The sequence below is a fragment of the Pigmentiphaga sp. NML080357 genome, assembly GCF_002188465.1.
Lineage (GTDB): Bacteria > Pseudomonadota > Gammaproteobacteria > Burkholderiales > Burkholderiaceae_B > Pigmentiphaga.
In genome coordinates, this window is the sequence record NZ_NINW01000045.1 from 106,455 (window position 1) to 123,589 (window position 17,135).

Genomic DNA, 17,135 nt, shown 5'->3' on the forward strand with positions numbered 1-17,135 from the left:
CGCTGCAGTTCCTCCCAGCGAGCGTACCGCATGCGAGCGACGCACCGCCATGCGGCGGGGGCCTGCCGGATTGTGACCAATTGGAAGCGGGCGCCCGTACAGGCGCGCGGAGAGACGGCACTACATCGTGACGACTGCCTTGCCAATCACCCTGCGGTCCGCAATCTGCTGCAGGGCATCGACGATGCGGGAAAAGGAAAACTGCTGAGTCACCTCGGTACGCAACCGACCCTCGCCCCAGAGTTCGCACAAGCGATCGAGGCTGGCCATGGCAAGCCGCGGGTTGCGTTCGAGGTGAAGACGATAGCTGACGCCAATCACTCGCGCCTGCTTGAGCAGCACTAGGTTGCCCTTGATCAGCGGGATGACCCCGCTCGCGTAGCCGGCAATCAGAAACCGACCATAGGGAGCGATGGCCCGTAATGCGCTTTCCGTCGCGTCGCCGCCAACCACGTCGAGAATGACGTCGGCGCCCCGACCTCCGGTCAGTTCCTTGATGCGGGTGCCGAGCGTGCCCGGATCGCTGTCGATGACATGATCGGCCCCGTTGTTCAGGCAAGTGCGCTGCTTGAGAGGGGTGCTCGCGGCCGCGACGACTGTGGCGCCGATTGCCTTGGCGATCTGGATGGCGCACAGCCCGATCCCGCCCGAAGCGCCCAGGATCACGATTGTCTCTCCCGCCGCCAGCTGACCGCAGTCCACGAGGCCATGGTAGGCGGTGCTATAGACGAGGACGAAGCCCGCAGCGGCCAGATCGTCCATGCCTTCGGGCACGTGCCTGACCCGGTTGGCTGGCACCGCCACCTGTTCGGCGAAACAGCCCTGGCCGGCATAAGTCATGACACGGTCGCCCGGGGCGAATCCCGTCACGCCGGGACCGGTGTCGATCACGGTGCCCATGGCTTCGACGCCGGGCACGAACGGCGTCGGCGGTTTGACCTGGTACTTTCCTTGGGGCATAAGGACATCGGGCGGATTGACCGACGCCGCCCGCACCCGGATGAGGGCGCAGCCCGGGCCCACCTCGGGTTCGGGGATATCTTCGTGGACTAGCCGGTCGATGGGACCGTATTCGCGGCAGACGAGCGCATGCATGTTTTTCCTCGGACAGATTCAATCGATGGTGATCCGGGTCGCCTTCACGACCTCCGCATAGCGGCGGATCTCGGCCCAGACGAAATCGTCGAAAGCTGCCGGGTCCCCCCGCGTCGGTATCTCGGCGCCGATGGTGTCCAGGAACCGCTGCCGCATGTCGGCAGACGCCAGCACCGAGTGCACCGCGTCGTTCAGTTTCTTCACCACCGCCGCCGGCGTTCCGGCCGGGGCGAAGAGCCCCATCCAGGTGAGAAATACGAAGTCTCGCAGGCCCGCCTCGCCCGCGGTAGGCACATCGGGAAACTGCCGCGAGCGGCCCGGGGAGGTCACGGCCAGCGCCCGCACTTTGCCGGCCCGGATGAGGGGCGCCAAGCTAGTCGTGGTATCGAAGCTGATCTGCACCTGTCCGGATGCCAGATCGACGGTGGACTGTCCGGCCCCCTTGTAGGGCACGTGCAGCAGCCGTACGCCCGTCAGCATCTTGAACGTCTCTCCCACGACATGCGGCGCGCTGCCATTGCCCGGAGACGAGTACGACAGCGCGTCGGGCTGGCGCCGGGCAATGGCCACGAGCTCCTCCAGCGACGCCGCGGCCAGCCCGGGCCAGACGGCGACGACGTGGGGAACCGAAGCAAGCATGGCGATCGGCGCGAAATCGCGGTCGGCGCGGAACGGCAGCGACCGGTAGACAGCCGGCGCGATGGCGTTGGTACTGTTGGCGCCCAGTAGCAAGGTATGGCCATCAGCCTCGGCCTTCGCGACCGCGCCGGCGGCCAGGGTACCCACGGCGCCCGGCCGGTTTTCCACGATGACCGGCTGGCCCAGCTCCTCGGCCAGGCGCGGGGCAATCAATCGCGCAATGATGTCCGTCCCGCCTGCCGGAGGAAATCCCACGACGATCCGGACCGGCTTGGAAGGATAGGCGTCCGCGGCCTGCGCCAGCCCGGTGCATAGGGCAAGCAGGCCGGCCACGATGCGCCCGGCAAAATCGAACATAGTGCCTCCTCCTTGGTTCTTCGCTGCCAATTTCTAGCCAGCAGCTTTCTAGTGGACGGTTGCTGCCTCCCTGGGTGCGCCCGCTGCGATGGGGCCGATGCGGCCGCAGCCTCCCCCGAGCTTGTGCGACGCTGCGATGGACGCTTGCCTGGCCTGGACCAGCAGGCTCGCCACCCGGCCCTTGGCTCGGGCGGTGGGAACGACGACCGTGAGCGCGTAGCGCACCGAACCGTCGCTGGCGAAAATGGGTGTCGACAGGCCGGTGAGCCCGCCGACCCCACCGCCATGGGAAACCGCATATCCCTGGGATCGCGTCGTCGCGAGGATGGAAACGAGTTCCTTGGCCGAGCACTTCGCCACCTTGGCGGCCGAGGGAAGCACCACTTGCAGCTCACGCTCCGGCAGGTAGGCCATCAACACCATCGATGCGGCGCCCAGTCCCAGCGGGACGCGCTCGCCGGGTTTGTTGACGCCGATGAGCGGCGATTTGGAGCGCGCGACGTCGATGCAGACGCGCTCGTTGCCGCTGACGGAATTCAAAGTAACGTTCTCCCCGGTTGCTGCGGCCAGTTCCTCCAGAACCGGACGCAGCAAGCGCGCGACGTCCAGCGATCGGTTCGCGATCCCGGCCAACCGCACGAACTCCAGCGACAGGCTGTAGCGTAAGTCCGGGAGGCGGACCAGATACCCCGCCTGCTCGAGGGCACCGACCAGGCGGAAGGCTGTGGATTTGGCCAGACCGATGCGATCGGCGATCTGCTGCAGCGTGAGACTGGGCTGCTCGGGAGAGAAACAACGGATGATGGCGAATGCCCTTTCAAGCGTACGCATATCGCTACCTCTCGTGTCCAAGGCGACGTGGTCCCGCCGGCCGGCATCGCGACGATCCTCTCCGCCCGTCTCTAGAAGAGGCGTGCTCATCGCTGCATGGTGTCCGGCGCGGGTTCGGTGGAAGGAACGGGCCATGCCACCGTACCAGAATTTGCGGCCAGGCCGTACACCTCGGCATTGTGCTGCCCCAGGTCCGGGGCGGCGTGGCGATAGACCACCGGGCTCTCGGACAAACGCAGCGGGCTGGCAATGGTGGGGATCCGGCTGCCGGCCGTCCGCGCATGCGGCAGCCATGCGACCATGCCCCGCGCCTGCACCTGCGGATCACTGAAGACGCGCTCGACATCGTTGATCGGTCCGCAGGGCACGCCGGCCTCGGAACAACGCCGCACGCATTCGTCCACGGTCCGCGAGGCGAACGCCGCATGCAAATGGCCGTCGAGCTCAGCCGAATGGGCCAGCCGTGCCTCGTTGGTCGCATACCGCGGATCGGTCTCCAGCTGCGCGAGGCCGAAGGCTCGGCAGAACTTGCGGAACTGCTGGTCGTTGCCGACGATGAGCATGATGCGGCCGTCGCGGCAGCCATAGGCATCGCTCGGCGCAACCATCGGCAACCGATTGCCGTGCCGCCGGGGAGCGCCGTTGCCCGCCAGGAAGCGCAGTCCGAGGTGCGCCAGCGACGCCACGCCCACGTCGAGCAAGGCCAGGTCGATATGCTGCCCGCGGCCGGAACGGGACCGGCGCTGCAGCGCCGCCAGTATCCCGACGGCGGCATACAGGCCGCTCATCAGATCGATGACAGGCAGCCCGGCCTTGACCGGCCCGCCGCCAGCGACGTCGTCGGGCTGGCCGGTGAAACTCATCAGTCCGCACATTCCCTGGATGATGGTGTCGTAGCCAGGCCTGTCCCGATAGGGGCCGGTCTGGCCGAAGCCGGTGATCGAGCAATAGATCAGGGCAGGATTGCGCGCCGACAACGCGGCGTAGTCGAGGCCATAGCGGGCGAGTGTGCCCGCCTTGAAATTCTCCACCAACACGTCGGCCTGGGCGGCGAGGTCGCGCAGCAGGGCCGCGGCGGCGGGATCGGACAGATCGATCTCCACCGAGCGCTTGCCGCGATTGCAGGCCGAAAATGACACCGACTCGCCCGTGGGGTTGCCCGCATCGTCGCACATGAAAGGTGGCGCCCACGCACGGCTGTCGTCGCCTGCTCCGGGCCGTTCGACCTTGATCACGTCGGCTCCCAGGTCGCCGAGTATCTGAGTGCACCACGGCCCGGCGATGACGCGCGACAAGTCGAGCACGCGCACGCCGGCCAAGGCAGTGGCCGCCGGCTCGGCATCCGGAGCGGGATTCGGACTGGAATGAAAGTTCATACGAGACATCGCGCCTGTTCGATGGTGGCGGCGGACGGACCCGCCGGATGCCCGGATTTAATCACCGCGCCGGCATGCCGCCATGCCGGTTCCGTGGTATGGAACCGGCCGCGCCTTTGGCCGATTGCTGCGCAAACTCCCGTTATCGGTCCACGCGAACCGCGTCCTACACAACATCGGAGACAGACATGCAAGCAGCGGCGATAGACAGCGACCATCCGCGGTCGCGTAGAAGGCGGCATTTGTGCTCTGCGGCCTTGACGGCGGCCGCGGCATGGCAGGTCGGCGCGAGGATGGCGAAGGCGGCCGATTATCCAGCGCGGCAGGTGCGCTTCGTCGTTCCGTTTCCCCCGGGCGGCGCAGCCGACGTGGTGGCACGCCTGTTCGCGGAGCCCATGGGCCGTCTGCTGGGTCAATCTGTCTACATCGAGAACAAGCCCGGTGCAGGCACCACGATAGGCGCGGCCCAGGTGGCCCGCGCCGAACCGGACGGCTATACCCTGCTCTTCACTACCTCGAGCCCCATCACGGTCGCGCCACACTTTCAGAAAGCCAGCTATCGCCCCGAACAAGACTTCGACACCATCATGCTGGTCGGGGATACGCCCATGATCGTCGTGACGTCGGCCCAGCACTCCTCAATCGCCACCCTGGAAGAGCTGATCGCCCGGATCCGTTCGCAGCCGGGCAAAGTCACCGCCGCGCTAACCGGCAACGGCACCATAGGCCACCTGGCGACCGAGCAATTCCGTCACATGGGCGGCCTCGATTTCCTGCAGGTCCCCTATAAGGGCATAGGGGAGGCCTACAACGATCTCATCGCCGGACGGCTGGACTTCGCCATCGTCTCGTTCGCCTCCGCCATGCCTCATCTGGAAAGGCAGCAATTACGGGCGCTCGCCGTCACCACGCGCGAGCGGTCGCCGGCATTGCCGCGGATACCGACGGTGGCCGAGGCCGGCGTTCCCGGATACGACATCTCGTTCTGGTTCGGCATTCTCGGACCGCGCGGTCTTCCCGTGGCGGTAACCGCAACGGTTGCCCGTGCGGCGCGCGAGGCCATGGCCGACCCGACTCTGCGCGGACAGATGGAAAGGCTATGGATCGCGCCGCGCCAGATCGCCGGGGACGAGTTCCGGGCACTGATCCGCACCGAGAACGCGCAGTGGGACGCGCTCGTGAAGAAAAGCGGCGCGCGGCTGCATTGACGGACAGCACGACGGCCGGCTCGCCGCCGGGGTAGCGGTTCCATGCCGTAGAACCGGGAATCCGCGCCGTCGCCGGACCGATAGGATGCAGCTACCCACGCTCACCGCCGGCAGCGCCCGGCACATTCCTGCCAGAACATCGATAACACGGAGAGCGAGACAACATGGATCAGGACCTGCAAGGACAGGTGGCGCTGGTAATCGGATCGACCACCAGCGTCGGCTACCGGGTGGCAGAAACGCTTGCGCGGCGCGGAGCGAGCGTGGCCTTGAACGGCCGCGGCGAAGACGCCGGCCGGCGTGCTCTCGAACGACTCGGGGCCGGCGAAACACAGGCGATTTTCCAAGCTGGCGACGCCACGTCGCATGACGACATGGTCCGCGTCGTGGACGATGTCGAACGCCGCCTCGGCCCCATCGGCATCCTGGTCTGCTGCGGCGGTTCGGCACGACCCGGTCCCACGCCCTTCCTCGACCTGGCCCCGGAGCAGATCATGCCTGCGCTCGAGGGCCGGCTCCTGCCCCGGCTGATGCCCGTGCGCGCCGCCGCACCGCGCATGCGCGAGCGGCGCGGCGGAAGCATCGTGCTGATGGCGTCGGATGCCGGCCGCTTTCCCACACCGGGCGAATCGCTGATCGGCGCCGCCGGCGCCGCCATCATGCTGATGACCAAGACGCTCGCCAAGGAATTTTCGCGGTGGAGCATCCGCGTCAACTGCGTGGCGCTGACCTTGACCGCCGACACCGAACGCTACGAACAAATCTTCAGTTCGCCGAGTTTTTCGAATGATCTATTCACCAAGGCCCTGGCCCGATTCCCCGCCGGCCGTGCACCCACCGCATCGGAAGTGGCCGAGGTGGCGGCGTTCCTTGCCTCGCCGCGCGCAGGGCAGGTGACCGGGCAGACTGTCAGCGTCAACGGCGGCCTGTCGTTCGGCGGCTGGTAGACCGGGCGTCCTTCATCCAGTCCCTGCCATCATGGATACTCCCGCTTCGCCCAGCGCCCCGATCCCGCCCCTGCAAGGCGTCCGCGTCCTCGACGTGTCGACCCGCGTCGCAGGCCCCTACTGCTCCTGCGTGCTGGCCGAGTTCGGCGCCGACGTCGTCAAGATCGAGCAGCCGGGACAAGGCGACCCCTATCGCTCGGTTGGCACTATGACCGCCGAGGGTTCTTCCCTCAACTTTCTCAACGACAATCGCAACAAACGCAGCATGACGCTGGACTTGCATACCGAGGCCGGTGCGGAGATCTTCAAGCGCATGGCAGCCGATGCCGACATGGTCGTGGAGAACTTCCGCCCCGGCACCCTCGAAAAGTGGGGGCTCGGCTATGACGTGCTGGAAGCGGCAAACCCCGGCCTGATCCTTGTACGCGTGTCGGCATACGGGCAGAGCGGCCCCTACAGCGGACGGGCCGGCGTGGCGCGCCTGGCCTATGGCTTCGCCGGCATATCCTACCTGTGCGGGCAGGCCGATGGCCCACCCCTGTATCCGGGCACGAATGCGCTGGGCGACTACATCGCGGGGCAGTGCGCCGCCACGGGCGCGCTCCTGGCCTATATCGCACGCGGCCGCCACGGCCGCGGCCAGGTCGTGGACGTGAGCCTGTACGAAAGCCTGCTGCGCATGCTGGACGAACTGGTACCGGCCTACGCCATGACGGGCTATGTACGCGAACGATCCGGTGCGAGCAGTCCTCATACCGTGCCGAGCAACCATTACCGCACTCGAGATGGCAATTGGATCACACTGTCGGCATCGTCGAGCCAGATGTTCCGGCGCCTGGCCGAGGAAATGGGCCATCCGGAACTGGCGGACCGCTTTCCCACCAGCGCCGCGCGGGTCCGGAACCGCGACGAGGTCGAACGTTACGTCTGCGCATGGGTAGCCGGCATGACGCGGGACCAGGCCATCGAGGCCGGCCTGCGGTGCGGAGTGCCGATAGGTCCGATCAACAGCGTCCGGGACTTGTTCGAGGATCCACACGTGCGCCGGCGCGGCACGCTCAGGACCGTGGCTGGCGATGCCGGGACGCCTGTGACGCTAGTCGATACGACGCCGCGACTGTCTCGCGACGCCGGCGGAATACGCGCCCTCGGCCCGCGCATGGGCGAGCACACGGAGTCGATATTGCGGCAACTCGGCATGTCGAACGACGACATCGCGGCCCTGCGGACCGCACGAGTCATCTGAGAGCCCGCCGTCTCGTTTACGGAGCCCGACATGGCTATCTTCCGCATTCTGCCGGTCCTCGTCGCCGCGCTGGCCGCCGGGGCGGGTCAGGCACAAGACTATCCCTCTCGGCCCGTGCGCGTAATCGTGCCGTGGCCGGCCGGAGGGTCCAATGACACAACCGCCCGGGTGGTCATGAAAGCCGTTTCCGAGTCCATCGGCCAGCCCGTCGTGGTCGAGAACAAGGCGGGCGCGGCGGGACTGATCGGCGCCAACCTTGTCGCCAAGGCCCGCCCCGATGGCTATACGCTGATGGTCCATTCGGCCACTCACTTGGCCAATGCATTCCTTTACAAGAAGCTGCCGTACGACACGCTGCGCGATTTCACGCCGGTCGCGCTGCTGGCGGCCCAGCCCAGCGCACTCGCCGTACGCGCGTCGCTGCCGGCGCGCAATGTCGGCGAATTCGTCAAGCTGGCGCGCAGCCGGCCACGGGGCTTGTCCTACTCGTCGGCCGGCGTGGCCAGCGCCTCGCATCTGCCGATGCTGATGTTGGCCGCGGCCACCGGCGTCGACCTGCTGCATGTTCCCTACAACGGCGGCAACCCGCAAACCATGGCGCTGGCAGCGCAGGAAGTGGACGCTTCGATCACCATCCTCTCCACGGTCCTGCCCCATCTGCAGTCCGGCGCGGTGCGGCTTCTGGCCGTCACGTCGGTCGGACGATCGAGTGCGGTGCCCGAGGTACCGACCTTGGCCGAAGCCGGTATCAAGGACTTCGACTTCACGCCTTGGATCGGGCTATTCGCCCCGACGGATACGCCCGCCGCGATAGTCGGGAAGTTGAATACCGAGGTTCGCAAGGCGCTGGACCGGCCGGAAGTACGCAAGACGCTGCAGAGGCAGGCCCTGGACCCATGGCCGGCCAGCCCCGCTGAATTCTCGCGGCGCGTACGCGAGGACAGCGACAAATATGCGGCGCTGATCCGGGCGACCGGAGCCGGCCTGAAGGAGTAAGGCAGATCGCGCGCAGACCGGTTCCATGGACCGGAACCGCGGGTCACGGCGCGCTCTCAGCCCCTACGATGCAACGAACCGGCCGCCTGTGCCCCTCGCAATGTCGCCACTGGAGACCTCATGGACTTTTCCCTTTCCCCCGAGCAACGAGAGATGATCGACGCCATCAGGAAAGTACGCCTGAAGGAAATCGCACCCAAGTCCATCCGCTGGCTCGACGGTGAATTCCCGCACGAGAATCTGGCCAGCCTGGCACGAATCGGCGTGCTCGGCATGGCCATCCCCGAGGAATACGGGGGGACCGACGCCAGCGTACTGGATACCGTACTGGCTCTGGAAGAGATCAGCAAGGCCTGCTATGTGACCGGCGTCGCGGTGGAAGGGGAAATAGGGGTACAGGCGCGCATCATCGCTACCTTCGCGCCCGACCACTTGAAGGCGCGCTACCTGCCTCGCGTGGCGGCGGGAGAGGCCACGTTGTCGATCTGCATGACGGAACCGGACGCCGGCACTGACGTGCCGAACTACCGGACGAACAGCCGCATCGTTGGCGACCGCGTCGTGGTGAACGGCGCCAAGACCCTGATCAGCCGCGCAGACATCGCCGACGTGCTGATCGTATTCACTCGCGTGAATGGCATTGCCGGTGCCCAGGGCATAGGCTGCGTCCTCGTGCCGCGCGGCACCAAGGGTCTGATCGCCAAGCCGTCCTACCACACGATGGGCGGGGAGCAATTGAGCGACGTGGTGTTCGAGGACTGCGAAGTGCCACTGGACCACCTCATCCTGCGCGAGAACAGCATGAAGACGCTCATGGGCGCCTTCAACACACAACGCTGCCTGAACGCGGCCATCTGCCTGGGCTTGGCGGAAGGCGCCCTGGAACAGGCCATCCAATACATGCGCGATCGGAAGGCCTTCGGACAGCGGATAGGCGATTTCCAGGGCCTGCGCTGGAAAACGGCAGACATGTTCATCGAGATCGAGGCCGCCCGCTGCCTGCTGTATCGAGCGGCCGCCAGCGCCGCGCCGTTTCCCGAGCCGGTCATCACGGCGGCTGCCAAGACCTATTGCAACGAGATGTGCATACGGGTCACCAGCGAGGCGGTCCAGATCCATGGCGGCTACGGCTTCACCGACGAGTTCATGGTTTCCAGGTTGTTCCGCGGCGCGCGATACGGCAGCCTCGGTGGCGGCACCACGGAGACGCTGCGCAACTATCTCGGCCGCCATCTCGTGGAACACGTCGATCTGGCCAGCGGAATAGGCGCCTGAGGGCACGCGGGGAATAGGCACGGCAGGTCAAACGGAGAAACCATGAAAGAGACGGTTAGACTCGGGGCCGGGTCCGGGTTCTGGGGCGACGCCATGGATCCGGCGCTGGAACTGCTGGAGCGCGAGCGGCTCGACTACCTTTGCTTCGACTTCCTGGCCGAGCTGACCATGGCACTACTGCAGCGGCAGAAGGCCAAAGATCCTGGCGCCGGCTACGTACCCGATGCGGTCGCCATCATGCGCGCCATGATGGCCCGTGCGCGGGCGACCGGCACGCGCCTGATCTCCAACGGCGGAGGCGTCAATGTCAATGCGGCGGCGGCGCGCATCGTCGAGGACGCCCGGAGCCTGGGATTGACCGGGCTTCGCGTCGCCGCGGTCGAAGGCGACGATCTCACGGATCGCATGGAAACACTGTTCGCCGATGGACTGCCGCTGGAAAACATGGATACTGGCGCGCGCAACCTGGCCGATTTCAAGCAGGACATCGTCTGCGCCCATGCCTACGTCGACGCGTCAGGCATCGTCGAAGGTCTGCGCCAGGATGCGGACATCGTAATTGCCGGACGCGTATCCGACAACGCTCTCTATGTCGGTCCAATCATGCATGAATTCGGTTGGCGCTACGACAGCGCACACCTTGACCGCATCGCCGCAGCCATCGCGATCGGACACATCGTGGAGTGCGCGGCCGGCTGCACGGGCGGCATGTCGTCGCGCTTCGACCAAATGCCGGCCATGGGGCGGGTTGGCTTTCCTGTCGTCGATTTCAGATCCGACGGGACGGCCGAAATCTCGAAAACCGCCGGCAGCGGCGGCAAGGTCGATCCGCTCACGGTCGCCGAGCACCTGGTCTATGAAATCGCGAATCCGCGCGCCTACCTGATGCCCGATGGCGTGGCAGACTTCACGACACTCGAGATTTCGGAAGCCGGACCCGACCGCGTCCGCGTCGCCGGGGCTCGAGGCCGCCCCGCCCCCGACGAACTCAAGCTCGTGGTCGGACTGCGCGATGGCTGGATTGGCGAGTCCATGGCGTTCTTCCCCTGGCCGAATGCCTATGATCGCGTGCTGAAGGCCCAGCAGACCATGCTCGAGCGCTTCGAGCGCCTGCGTCTGCAGGCCACCGACATCCACTTCGACATCATCGGCCTCAATATGCTTCACGGCCCCGCGGCACCGGCCATCGATGCGAGCCAGGCCAACCAGTTACCCGAACTCGGGTTGCGCTGCGCCGTAAGAACCCGCACGGCGGATGAAGCCGACAAAGTGCGGCGCGCCGCTGCGCATCTTTGGATCATGGGCCCCGGCGGCACCTCTTTCGGCACCCCCATCAAGCCCCGGCCCGTCATCTCCCTGTGGCCCACGCTCATCCCGCGGTCGTACGTACGGCAGACAGTCGCGGTGCTGCAGGCCTAGCGTGTCGTCCAGTCTCGAAGAAGGAAGCTCTCGATGAGGCATCTCGCGCATATCGCTTACGTCCGGTCAGGAGACAAGGGCGACGTCTGCACCGCCGGCTTGATCGCCAGGACCCCCGCGGACTATCCCCTGCTCAAGCGGTCCGTGCATCCGCAGGCGGTCAAGGCGCTTTACGGCGATTGGGTCCAGGGGGAGGTCGAATGCCATCCGATGGACAACATCCGTGCCGTGGTCGTCGTCATGCACCGCGCCCTTGGCGGTGGCGCCACGCGCACGCTGCGGCTGGACCAGACCGGCAAATCGCTCGGCCACGCTCTCTTGCGATTGCCGGTGGCCGAAGACTGACTCGGCTCACCGTCCGAGCCAGCGCGGCGGGCGCCTCTCGGCAAAGGCGCGCGGGCCTTCTTGCGCATCCTCGCTGGCATAGACCGGTTCATGGATCTTCGCCGCCATCGCCAGGCCGCGGACGCACCCCTCGGCCATCGCCGCCATGATGGACGCTTTTCCTGCGGCGACGCTCAACGGCGCGTTGCTGCAAATGCGCCGTGCAAGCTCCCGAGCCCGCGTCCGCACGGCGTCCGGCGTGGGCTCCACGTAATTGACGAAGCCGAGCTGGTGCAACCGTTCGATGTCCATGGTCTCGCCAGTGAGGATCAATTCCATCAGCACCGGCTGCGGGAGCATCCATACCAGCGGCACGGCCCAGGGTGCCCCTCTGCCCATTCTGGCTTCCGTAATGCCCCCTCGCGTACCAGCCAAGCCCACGCGCAGGTCGGCGTTGAGCGCCAGGACCATCCCACCTGCGACGAAATGGCCCGTCATGGCGGCCACGATAGGCTTGCGGACTTCACGCATGCGCCCGTAGAACGGATCCCGCAGCACGGCGAGAATATCCTCGCCTCGTTCGCGCCGTATGCGCGCCGCTTCCTTCAAGTCCATGCCGGCGCAGAACGTGCCGCAATCCGCGGAAGTCAGGACTACCGCACCGACCGCGCCATCGAAGTCTATCTCCTGCCACAGTTCGTACAGCCGCCGATTGGCTGCGACCGTCAACGCATTGCGCTGCGCCGGCCGATTGAGCGTGATCGTGGCGATGCCCTCCGACACCTCATAGAGCACGTCATCGTCGCTGCCGCCAGTTTCCGTAGTTGTTGCAGTCATCGTCATGGTCCGCATTGCAGTTCCGCCAGGGTACGGCGGCCGGGCCGGGGAGGATTGCCGGTTCCGCTGCATGGAACCGGCAATCCGGCGCGCGTATCGCCGGCTACGCTAGCCCAAGTACCCAAAGGAGCTATCATGCACGTCAGTGAGGCAATCGCAGCGGCATTCGCAGCGGAAGGCTGCGACACGGTTTTCGGCCTGCTCGGCGACGCCAACATGCCGGTTTGGGCGGCGCTGGCCACCACGCCGGGCATCGCGCTGTACAGCGCCCGCCACGAAGCCGGGGCCGTCGCCATGGCGGATGGCCATGCCCGCGCAAGCGGCCGGATCGGAGTGGCCACCATCACGTCGGGGCCGGGCCTGACCCAGACGGGTACTTCGCTAATGGCAGCCTCGCGCAACCGCACGCCCATGGTGGTAGCCGTGGGAAACGTCGCGTCCACCGACCGGCACAATGTCCAGAAGATGGACCAACGCCGGTTCGCACAGGCCTGCGGCGCCGCCTTCCATCCAGTGACCGGTGCCGGCAATCTCGCGGCCGAACTGCTCGAGGCCTTTCACGCGGCCAGGCACAAGCGATGCCCCGTCGTGCTGGACCTGCCGGTCGACGTCCAGGGGCAGGTGCTGGAATGGGCCTGGGAATACACCCCATCCTACGCATGGACACCGGCTCCGCCCGGCTGCGCCCCTGCCGCTCAAGTGGAGGAACTGGCCCAATCGCTGCGCCGCGCCGAGCGCCCCGTCATCATTGCCGGGTACGGCGCCAAGGCTGGGGGCGCACGCGAAGAGCTCCTTGAACTGTCGCAGCGCTCGGGCGCGCTGCTGGCCACGACCCTGAAGGCGAAGGGGCTGTTTGCCGGCGCGCCCTACGACATCGGCATTGCCGGCGCCTTCTCCAGCGCTCCGGCGGAGCGCCTGCTCGGCCAGGCCGACTTCGTACTCGGCGTAGGCGCCGAACTGGGCTACTACACCACCGAAGGCGGCCTGCTGTTCCCCGAAGCGCGCGTGGCCCGCATCGACGCCAGTCCGCAGCCGGAACAGCTCGGCCCCGTTCCCGGCCAGTATCTATGCGGCGACGCCAAGCAGACGGTGGCGGCGCTAAACGCTGCGCTTGCAAAGCATGAGTCCGGGCGTCGCGGTTTCCATGACGATGTAACCCTGGCGATCCTGCGTGCCGATACGCCCCTCCGGGATCCGGCGCCGGACGGCCTCGATCCACGCAGACTGGCGCGCGAGCTGGGATGCGCGCTCCCTGGCGACGCGACGGTCACCGTCGGCGCGGGCCACTTTTGGTGCTTCTTCCATATGTATACGCCGGTGCGCCCCGAGGTCGATCTGCATCTGTCCTATCAATTCGGCGCCATCGGCCAGACCCTGCCGCTCGCGGTCGGCATCGCGGCCGCGCGGCCCGGCCGTCCTCACCTCGTCGTCGAAGGCGATGGCAGCATCATGATGAACCTCCAGGAACTGGAGACTGTCGTGCGTCTGGGACTGCGCATGGCGGTGCTGGTCTGGAACGACTGCGGCTTCGGCGCCGAGGCGCACAAACTGCGGGCGCGGGGCATGGATCCTGGCCTGGGCCGCTGGGCGAGTTCCCCGGATTTCGTTGCCCTGGCGCGCGCCTTCGGCGGGGAGGGGGAGCGGATCGAACGCGAAGCCGACGTCGCGCCCGCGCTTGAGCGTGCCCTTGCCCATCCGGGGCTGTATGTCATCGATGCCCAGGTATCGCCTTCTGTCGTGAGCGACCCCTACCTCAAGCTGCAGTTCGGCGCCGAAAACCGCGCCCCCCTGCTGCGCCTTCCAGCGGAGATGTCTCGGTGATAGAAATCGAAGACCGCTTCGTCGTGCCCGCCGCGCCAGCGGAAGTCATGCGCCGCTTCTCCGACGTGGAGCGGATAGCGCAGTGCCTGCCCGGCGTAGCGTTGGAAGGACGCGATCAAGAGGGGTATTACCTCGGTACGATGACGGTGGCCTTTGGCCCCAAGCGCGTCAAATTCCAGGGTCGCGTCCGCTGCGATTTCGACCTGGACGGACGCCGGGGTACGCTGGCCGGCGCAGGCAGCGCCGCCGGACGCGCGGCGACGATACGCTCGCACACCGCCTTCAGTATTCATCCGCATCCGGACTCGGGGCCTGACGCGAACGCAAGCGTGGTCGAAGTCCTTTCGCGTACCGAGCTCCATGGCGTCCTGGCCCAATTCGCGGCGGCTGGCGGCGCCGTCCTGGGCCGGCAGATAATGCGGGACTTCTCCGAACGGCTGGCCGAGGAGCTGCGCACGGAAAGCGGCGGCCGGTCGCGTCAATCCCAGGCCGAGGCTCCGCACACCGCCTTGCCAGGGCCGTCCTCCAGCCTCGCCCCCGATCCGCAGCCGTTGTCGGCGCTTTCCCTGGTCTGGCGAGTACTGCGGTCGCTACTGGGGAAGACGAGGAGGGAATGGCGGGCATGAGAACGGCGCAGCGTGGCAATTTGGCCGGGCACGGCATTGTGCAACAAGCCGAAACGATTCACCTCCCCTGCACAGGCATCAATGCGCGGTATGGTTGAGGCTTACGCCACCGAAGATCTTCATCATGCTCCTGTCGCAACGCCATCTGGCCGTTACCGCCGCAGCGCTCGCCCTCGCCTTCTTCACTGCCTCGTCCCACGCCGAACGCAATGCCTCGCTCGCCGGACAGAACGTCGTCCAGCCCATAGCTGGCGGCCAGCACACGAAAGAATACGCTCGCAATGGCCAATTGATCTACGAAGTCATCGAACGCAAGACTTCGCAAGGCACAATTGAGGCGATCGAGCGGGAATGGACCGAGGACGGCACGCCGCTGCGCGACCAGTACTTCCTGGGCGGCAACGAAATCAAGGCGACGTTCTGGTACCGCAACGGCCAAGTCAAGGAAACGCGGGTAGACCAGTCGACCCGCGATCCCAAGGCGCTCCCCGGCAAATACGTCGAGCGTTTCTCCGATCTGGGCAGGCTGCGCTCGTCAGGCGTCTTCCAGGGCCAGTTCCGCCCCGTCGGCCTGCACCGCGAATACGATGAATCCGGCCGCCTCGCGAGGGAAGTCGAATACGACGCGCGCGGCGTGCGCCTCGCTACCAGGGAGTACGACGCCGCCGGCAAGGTGACCAAGGCCGAGCGTTACCTGCCCGATGGTTCGCGGCGGCTCGAATAACGAAAAACGCCCCGACATTAGCGGAACCGCTATCGCCCCCAAACGACTTGGAGTGCGCCCCGAACTCACGTATCGGCCTTTATATCAGCCTGTTTGATGACCCACTTGTATTTTTCGATTTCCTTTTCAAGATGGGATCGAAGCGCCTCGGGTGTGGATCCATGCGGCTCGAGCGCGTCGGACGAAAGACGCTCCCTGAGGCTTGGCTGAGCTAGCACGTCATTGACGGCCCGATTGAGTACTTTGACCGCGCTGGCCGGCAGATTGGCCGGCCCGAGCACGCCCCACCACCCTGCCAAGTCATAGTCCGGATAGCCTGCTTCCGCGATCGCCGGGATCTCGGGCAACGCCATCGCGCGCCTGGCGCTAGTCACGCCCAAGGCGCGCACGCGGCCGGACTTCAAGGCGGCAGAAGCGCCGGAAAGCGTGCTGAACGTGCAGTGAACCTGGCCAGCCGACACATCGTTGAGAGCGGGCGTGGTTCCCTTATAGGGCACATGCAGCAGGCGAATACCGGCCATGGCGTTGAGCATCTCACCCAGCAGGTGGGCACTACTGCCGTTGCCGGCCGACGCGAAGGTATAGAAACCCGGCCGCTGCTTGGCTAGTTCGATGAATTCCTCGACCGAAGAGGCGGAGACATCTTTGTTGACAATGAGCAGGAAGGGCCCCCGCGCGACCGAGGAGACATAGCTGAAGTCCCTGACCGCGTCATAGGGCAAGGCGTGGGGCGTCAGCGCCGCACCAATGGCATGGGCAGCCGAGATCAACAGCAAGGTGTGGCCGTCGGGTTCGGCGGTGGCGACCGCGCGCGCACCTATAGTGGTGTTCCCGCCAGGCCGGTTCTCGACAATGACAGCCTGCTTGAGTACAGGAGTCAGGCGTTCCGCCAGTGTCCGCGCCAGCACATCATTGATCGCGCCTGGAGAGAACGGCACGATGATGCGGATTGGCCGGTTGGGATAATCCGACTGTGCGTAGGTGAGCCCGCCCGTGCCAGCAGCCAGTGCCGCCACGCCAAGGCCGCCTAACGCGCGGCGCCGTCCCGGACTGTTGAGTCGATTCGTCACCGTCGTCTCCCGATCATAGATAATGCTCCCGCATTATCGTCCCGCCTCCCCTGGTGCACAAAAGCTATCTCCACTCTTTCCAACGTGCGGAAATCCCGGCGGGGTTCTTGATCCGGCGCTAGCGGCCGATAGCTTCTGCAGAAGCGCGCGATGACCGACGTTTCACGAACAGCCTGATCGAGTTTTCGCAGACATGGTTCCGCGTTTCAATATGGGCGACCCATAAAGTAAAACCCCCGCCGGGATGCCCGAGCGGGGGTTTTGGGGTAGTTAGCCTGACGATGACCTACTTTCACAGACGTCCGTCCACTATCATCGGCGCAAAGGCGTTTCACGGTCCTGTT

16 protein-coding genes are annotated in these 17,135 nt (G+C 66.1%); 10 read left to right on the top strand and 6 right to left on the bottom strand.

From position 1 onward, the window contains the following. Positions 1 to 120: 120 nt before the first annotated feature. The 4 genes from CDO44_RS20765 to CDO44_RS20780 all read right to left on the bottom strand — a co-directional run bounded on the left by CDO44_RS20765 (position 121) and on the right by CDO44_RS20780 (position 4,298). Positions 121 to 1,095 carry an NADPH:quinone oxidoreductase family protein gene (locus tag CDO44_RS20765; RefSeq protein WP_087782192.1) on the bottom strand — a complete coding sequence of 325 codons (975 nt, stop codon included), beginning with the start codon at positions 1,093 to 1,095 and terminating at the stop codon, positions 121 to 123. Between the two features lie 18 nt (positions 1,096 to 1,113). After that, positions 1,114 to 2,091, bottom strand: coding sequence for a tripartite tricarboxylate transporter substrate binding protein (locus tag CDO44_RS20770; RefSeq protein ID WP_087782193.1), 978 nt, complete (start codon positions 2,089 to 2,091; stop codon positions 1,114 to 1,116). Between the two features lie 48 nt (positions 2,092 to 2,139). Further along, positions 2,140 to 2,922: an IclR family transcriptional regulator gene (locus tag CDO44_RS20775; RefSeq protein WP_158213364.1), complete on the bottom strand. Its 783-nt coding sequence runs from the start codon at positions 2,920 to 2,922 to the stop codon at positions 2,140 to 2,142. An 86-nt stretch (positions 2,923 to 3,008) separates the two neighbouring features. Then, positions 3,009 to 4,298 carry a CaiB/BaiF CoA-transferase family protein gene (locus CDO44_RS20780; RefSeq protein WP_158213365.1) on the bottom strand — a complete coding sequence of 430 codons (1,290 nt, stop codon included), beginning with the start codon at positions 4,296 to 4,298 and terminating at the stop codon, positions 3,009 to 3,011. A gap of 188 nt (positions 4,299 to 4,486) precedes the next feature. Between CDO44_RS20780 and CDO44_RS20785 the strand changes: the two genes are divergently transcribed. The 7 genes from CDO44_RS20785 to CDO44_RS20815 all read left to right on the top strand — a co-directional run bounded on the left by CDO44_RS20785 (position 4,487) and on the right by CDO44_RS20815 (position 11,734). Further along, positions 4,487 to 5,506 (top strand): tripartite tricarboxylate transporter substrate binding protein, encoded by a 1,020-nt coding sequence (locus CDO44_RS20785; protein WP_158213366.1) that lies wholly within the window; start codon positions 4,487 to 4,489, stop codon positions 5,504 to 5,506. A gap of 164 nt (positions 5,507 to 5,670) precedes the next feature. Further along, positions 5,671 to 6,453: an SDR family NAD(P)-dependent oxidoreductase gene (locus tag CDO44_RS20790; RefSeq protein ID WP_087782197.1), complete on the top strand. Its 783-nt coding sequence runs from the start codon at positions 5,671 to 5,673 to the stop codon at positions 6,451 to 6,453. Between the two features lie 31 nt (positions 6,454 to 6,484). Then, entirely contained in the window at positions 6,485 to 7,699 is a 1,215-nt protein-coding gene (locus tag CDO44_RS20795; protein WP_087782198.1) for a CaiB/BaiF CoA-transferase family protein, read from the top strand. 30 nt (positions 7,700 to 7,729) lie between these two features. After that, the gene (locus CDO44_RS20800; RefSeq protein WP_087782199.1) at positions 7,730 to 8,695 is read left to right on the top strand and encodes a tripartite tricarboxylate transporter substrate binding protein; all 966 of its coding nucleotides are present in this window, start codon (positions 7,730 to 7,732) and stop codon (positions 8,693 to 8,695) included. A 120-nt stretch (positions 8,696 to 8,815) separates the two neighbouring features. Beyond that, the gene (locus CDO44_RS20805) at positions 8,816 to 9,970 is read left to right on the top strand and encodes an acyl-CoA dehydrogenase family protein (RefSeq protein WP_087782200.1); all 1,155 of its coding nucleotides are present in this window, start codon (positions 8,816 to 8,818) and stop codon (positions 9,968 to 9,970) included. Between the two features lie 42 nt (positions 9,971 to 10,012). Beyond that, positions 10,013 to 11,389, top strand: coding sequence for an acyclic terpene utilization AtuA family protein (locus CDO44_RS20810; RefSeq protein ID WP_087782201.1), 1,377 nt, complete (start codon positions 10,013 to 10,015; stop codon positions 11,387 to 11,389). Between the two features lie 33 nt (positions 11,390 to 11,422). Next, positions 11,423 to 11,734: a hypothetical protein gene (locus tag CDO44_RS20815; protein WP_087782202.1), complete on the top strand. Its 312-nt coding sequence runs from the start codon at positions 11,423 to 11,425 to the stop codon at positions 11,732 to 11,734. 6 nt (positions 11,735 to 11,740) lie between these two features. On the opposite strand, the gene CDO44_RS20820 is transcribed toward CDO44_RS20815, so the two are convergent. Beyond that, positions 11,741 to 12,550 (bottom strand): enoyl-CoA hydratase/isomerase family protein, encoded by an 810-nt coding sequence (locus CDO44_RS20820; protein WP_087782214.1) that lies wholly within the window; start codon positions 12,548 to 12,550, stop codon positions 11,741 to 11,743. Between the two features lie 135 nt (positions 12,551 to 12,685). On the opposite strand from CDO44_RS20820, the gene CDO44_RS20825 reads away from it, so the two are divergent. From CDO44_RS20825 to CDO44_RS20835, 3 genes are all read left to right on the top strand, one after another. Beyond that, positions 12,686 to 14,371 carry a thiamine pyrophosphate-binding protein gene (locus CDO44_RS20825; RefSeq protein ID WP_087782203.1) on the top strand — a complete coding sequence of 562 codons (1,686 nt, stop codon included), beginning with the start codon at positions 12,686 to 12,688 and terminating at the stop codon, positions 14,369 to 14,371. After that, on the top strand, positions 14,368 to 14,997 hold the full coding sequence (locus tag CDO44_RS20830) for an SRPBCC domain-containing protein (RefSeq protein ID WP_087782204.1): 630 nt from the start codon (positions 14,368 to 14,370) through the stop codon (positions 14,995 to 14,997). The genes CDO44_RS20825 and CDO44_RS20830 overlap by 4 nt, the downstream gene beginning before the upstream one ends. Before the next feature lie 124 nt (positions 14,998 to 15,121). Further along, on the top strand, positions 15,122 to 15,721 hold the full coding sequence (locus CDO44_RS20835) for a hypothetical protein (RefSeq protein ID WP_087782205.1): 600 nt from the start codon (positions 15,122 to 15,124) through the stop codon (positions 15,719 to 15,721). Between the two features lie 65 nt (positions 15,722 to 15,786). On the opposite strand, the gene CDO44_RS20840 is transcribed toward CDO44_RS20835, so the two are convergent. After that, positions 15,787 to 16,791: a tripartite tricarboxylate transporter substrate binding protein gene (locus CDO44_RS20840; protein WP_158213367.1), complete on the bottom strand. Its 1,005-nt coding sequence runs from the start codon at positions 16,789 to 16,791 to the stop codon at positions 15,787 to 15,789. Positions 16,792 to 17,135: the final 344 nt, after the last annotated feature.